The sequence below is a fragment of the Mesorhizobium sp. M4A.F.Ca.ET.090.04.2.1 genome (genome assembly GCF_003999085.1).
In the GTDB taxonomy this organism is placed as follows: Bacteria; Pseudomonadota; Alphaproteobacteria; order Rhizobiales; family Rhizobiaceae; genus Mesorhizobium.
This window is the reverse complement of sequence record NZ_RZOT01000615.1, coordinates 1-3,330: the sequence shown is the minus strand read 5'-3', so window position 1 is coordinate 3,330 and position 3,330 is coordinate 1. Positions and strand designations below refer to the sequence as shown.

The 3,330-nt window shown below is 63.5% G+C and carries 3 protein-coding genes and 1 pseudogene; all 4 read right to left on the bottom strand.

Annotated features, from left to right (window positions below):
• Window positions 1-134: 134 nt before the first annotated feature.
• On the bottom strand, window positions 135-1,505 hold the full coding sequence (locus EN781_RS29160; protein WP_126056563.1) for an FGGY-family carbohydrate kinase: 1,371 nt from the start codon (window positions 1,503-1,505) through the stop codon (window positions 135-137).
• A complete protein-coding gene (gene rhaM, locus EN781_RS29155; RefSeq protein ID WP_189347918.1) occupies window positions 1,502-1,816 on the bottom strand; it encodes an L-rhamnose mutarotase in 315 nt (104 codons plus the stop codon). The genes EN781_RS29160 and rhaM overlap by 4 nt, the downstream gene beginning before the upstream one ends.
• Window positions 1,816-2,817, bottom strand: coding sequence for an ABC transporter permease (locus EN781_RS29150; protein ID WP_126056561.1), 1,002 nt, complete (start codon window positions 2,815-2,817; stop codon window positions 1,816-1,818). The genes rhaM and EN781_RS29150 overlap by 1 nt, the downstream gene beginning before the upstream one ends.
• Window positions 2,814-3,236: pseudogene (locus EN781_RS29145) on the bottom strand (ABC transporter permease); the annotation flags it as partial. The gene EN781_RS29150 and the pseudogene EN781_RS29145, both read right to left, overlap by 4 nt.
• Window positions 3,237-3,330 lie beyond the last annotated feature (94 nt).

Below are 3,330 nucleotides of genomic sequence, written 5' to 3'. Positions count from 1 at the left end.
CCTTTTTGGTTGCCATTATATTTTTAGCATTTTCGTCAATAAGCAAAGTGTATTTTCCGATCCGGTATGCTTTTTACGCCATTAATATGGCGATTTTGTATTCTTCGTACTTATTCCTACTATTCGTGACCTGATCAGTCCCGCGCTTCGACCGCCCCACGCCACCCGGTGACATAGGCCGCCCAGATGGGATCAGTTTGCGGTTCTATTGTCTCGACCTTGCTGTGCGCGGGCGTCTCTTTGGATGCCAGAAGTGCTGCGCCGATGCTGGTGCCGGTGGCGGCCTCGGAGGCGATGACCGTGCGCCCCGTCGCGGCCGCCAGCATGCCGGTAAAGAGGCGGTTGCGGGCAAAGGGTCCTTCCACGGTTGTCGGCCCGTCGCCACCGATCAGCTCGAGGCAGGCCGCGGTCATCAGCGCCAGATAGAAGGAGATGGCGACGAAGCGCTCGCCGCCGCTCGTTCCGTCGGCATTGAGCCATTGCGCTTGCCGCAGCGGGAACGGCCCCGATCCCTGCTGGGTCGAGGGCAGAAGCAGCGTCCTGCCCGCCAGCACGGCGGCGATATCGTCCTCGCTCCAGTCCTGCGACTGACCGTCGGTCAGCAGCGAGAACTCGCGCCCGCCCATGAAGCGAGCCGAAGGCACGGGATCGCCGAGCGCGTTGACGTTGACCAGCGTGTCTCGGGCCGGATCGAGCTCGACCTTGCCGCCGCCGACCGCCATCGAAACCACCCAGGTGCCGGTCGAGACGACAGAGAAGGGCGGCCGGTCGGACAAGAGATGCGGCAGCAGCGAGGCGTTGGAATCGTGCAGCCCGCAGTACACCGGCGTTTGCGGGTCGAGCCCGGTCTGCTGAGCGAGTGCGGGCAGGATCGGGCCGAGCCGGTCCTTCGCCGGCCGCACCGGCGCCAGCAGCCGGCGCCAGCCCATCTTGTCCACCAGCGTCGAGTAGTCGGACTTCCACGGGTTCCAGAGGTCGGTGTGGCAGCCGAGTGATGTCACCTCATTGGCAGTCACGCCAGTCAGCCGCTGCGCCCAGTATTGCGGGTACATCAGGATCGCGGCCGCCTTGGAAAATTCTGCTGGAAAACGCCTCTGCTGCCAAAGGAGCTGCGCGCCGATGTTCAGGCCGGCCGGCAGGCGCGGCGTGCCTGTCTCGACAAAGGGCGGACGGATGAGGTCATAGTCCTCGGCGAAGTCGTCTGGTCCCGAAAATTCATAGTCGAGCACCGGCAGCGCCAGGCCTCCGTCGGCGTCGACCAGCACCGCCGTCGCGCCATGGGTGGTGATCGAGATGGCGTCGATGCGCTGCTCGCGGTGGAGTTCGGCGAGGCTATCGAGGATGAACGTCGACAGCCACTCGATGTCGTGATGCGGGTAGGGGCCGTCAGTGAGGGGCGCGTTGGCGCTGCGGCGCAGCGCCGTCTCGCGCAGGGTCGCGAGATCGACCAGCGCCACCTTGGCGTTGGTCTTGCCGATATCGATGACGGCGACGTGGCGGATCATGCCATATGGAACACGGTTTCCAGCGGCACCGCCACCGGCTCGTTATCGGCCCTGGTTTCCATCACATCGGCCATGTGCGCCCACCAGCGCTGCATCACCGGATGGCTGGGTAGCTCGGCCATGCCGTGGCTATCGCTGCGCCACAGCACTCCGAACAGGATGTTGGTTTCCTCGTCGAGATGGATCGAGTAATCGGAGACACCGGCCTGCTTCAAAAGCGCCACCAGCTCAGGCCAGATCTCGTCGTGGCGGTGCTTGTACTCGGCCTTCATGCCGGGATTGAGCTTCATCTTGAAGGCGTATTTTTCCATCACGCGAAGCGTCCCTCGCGCAGGCGCCGCCAGACGATGGGCAGCGCAATGACGATGATCAGCAAGAGGCCGATGAAGATCGACATGACGATGCCCGGCACGTTGAGCAGCCCGAGCCCAAAAGTCACCAGCCCCATGATGAAGGCGGCGAGCACGACGCCCAGGATGCTGCCGGCGCCGCCGAGGATCGAGACGCCGCCCAGCACCACCATGGTGATCGCTTCCAGTTCATAGCCTTGCGCGATCGACGGCCTTGTCGAGCCGAGCCGCGAGGTGATCAGCACCGAGGCGATGCCGGACATCAGCCCGGTCAGGCAAAACAAGATGAACTTGATGCGGTCGACGCGCACGCCGGAGAACTGGCAGGCGACCGGATTGTTGCCGATGGCAAAGACGCGGCGGCCGAAGCTCGTGCGATGCAGCACGAACCAGTAGATGAGCGCGGCGACGAGGAACAGCGCCAGTTCGAACGAGAAAACCCACCAGACATAGCCCTGGCCGAAGAAGGCGAAGCTCTCCGGATAGCCCTTGTAGGCCTGGTCGCCGAGGATGATGAAGGCGATGCCGCGGAACAGGCTCATCGTGCCGATGGTGACGACGATGGAAGGCAGGCCTAGCCGCGTGACCAGCAGCCCGTTGAAGGCGCCGCAGCCGAGCCCGACAACGATGCCGATGGCCACCAGCACCGGCGTTCCGGCGCCGGCCTGCACCGCCATCCCCATCATCGTCGAGGCGAGCGCCACGATCGCCGCGACCGACAGGTCGATCTCGCCGGAAATGATCAACAGCGCCATGGCGAGCGCGATCAGCGCCTTTTCGGTGAAGTTGAAGGTCAGGTCCGACAGCGACCACGGGTCGAGGAAATAGGGCGAGGCGAAGCTGTTGACCGTGAAGATGAGAACCGCGATGACGACGAGCAGCGCCTCCCAGGAAAAGATCGCGGACGAGAGCGGCTTGTCGAGCCGGTCGGGGATGTGGCGCGGGTGAGGGGCGTCGGTCATGCCGCTTCCGCCTTTCTGAGGATGATCCGGCCCTGCCGGCGCTCACCGCGCGCATTCAGCACCACGGCCAGGATGATGGCGCTGCCCGATATCGCCATCTGCCAGAAGGGCGAGATGTTGATGACCGGCAGCGCGTTGGAGATGATGCCGAGAAACAGCGCGCCGAGCACCGCGCCGCCGACCGAGCCGATGCCGCCGGCGATCGAGATGCCGCCGATGACGCAGGCGGCGATGATGTTGAGCTCATAGCCGTTGGCGACCTCGACCGAAGCGATCACATAGCGCGAGATCCACAGATAGCCGGCGAGCCCGCCGATCATGCCGGAAATGCAGAAGACGATGAATTTTGTCCGGCCGACATCGATGCCGGCGTAGACCGATGCGGTCGGGTTGACGCCGATGGCATAGATCGAGCGGCCGGATTCTATAGCTAAATTGACTTGCGATCGGAGCGGAACGTAACCTCAACCCAGAAATTTTGAATCCAGTTGGATGCCTAGATGAGAATACTTG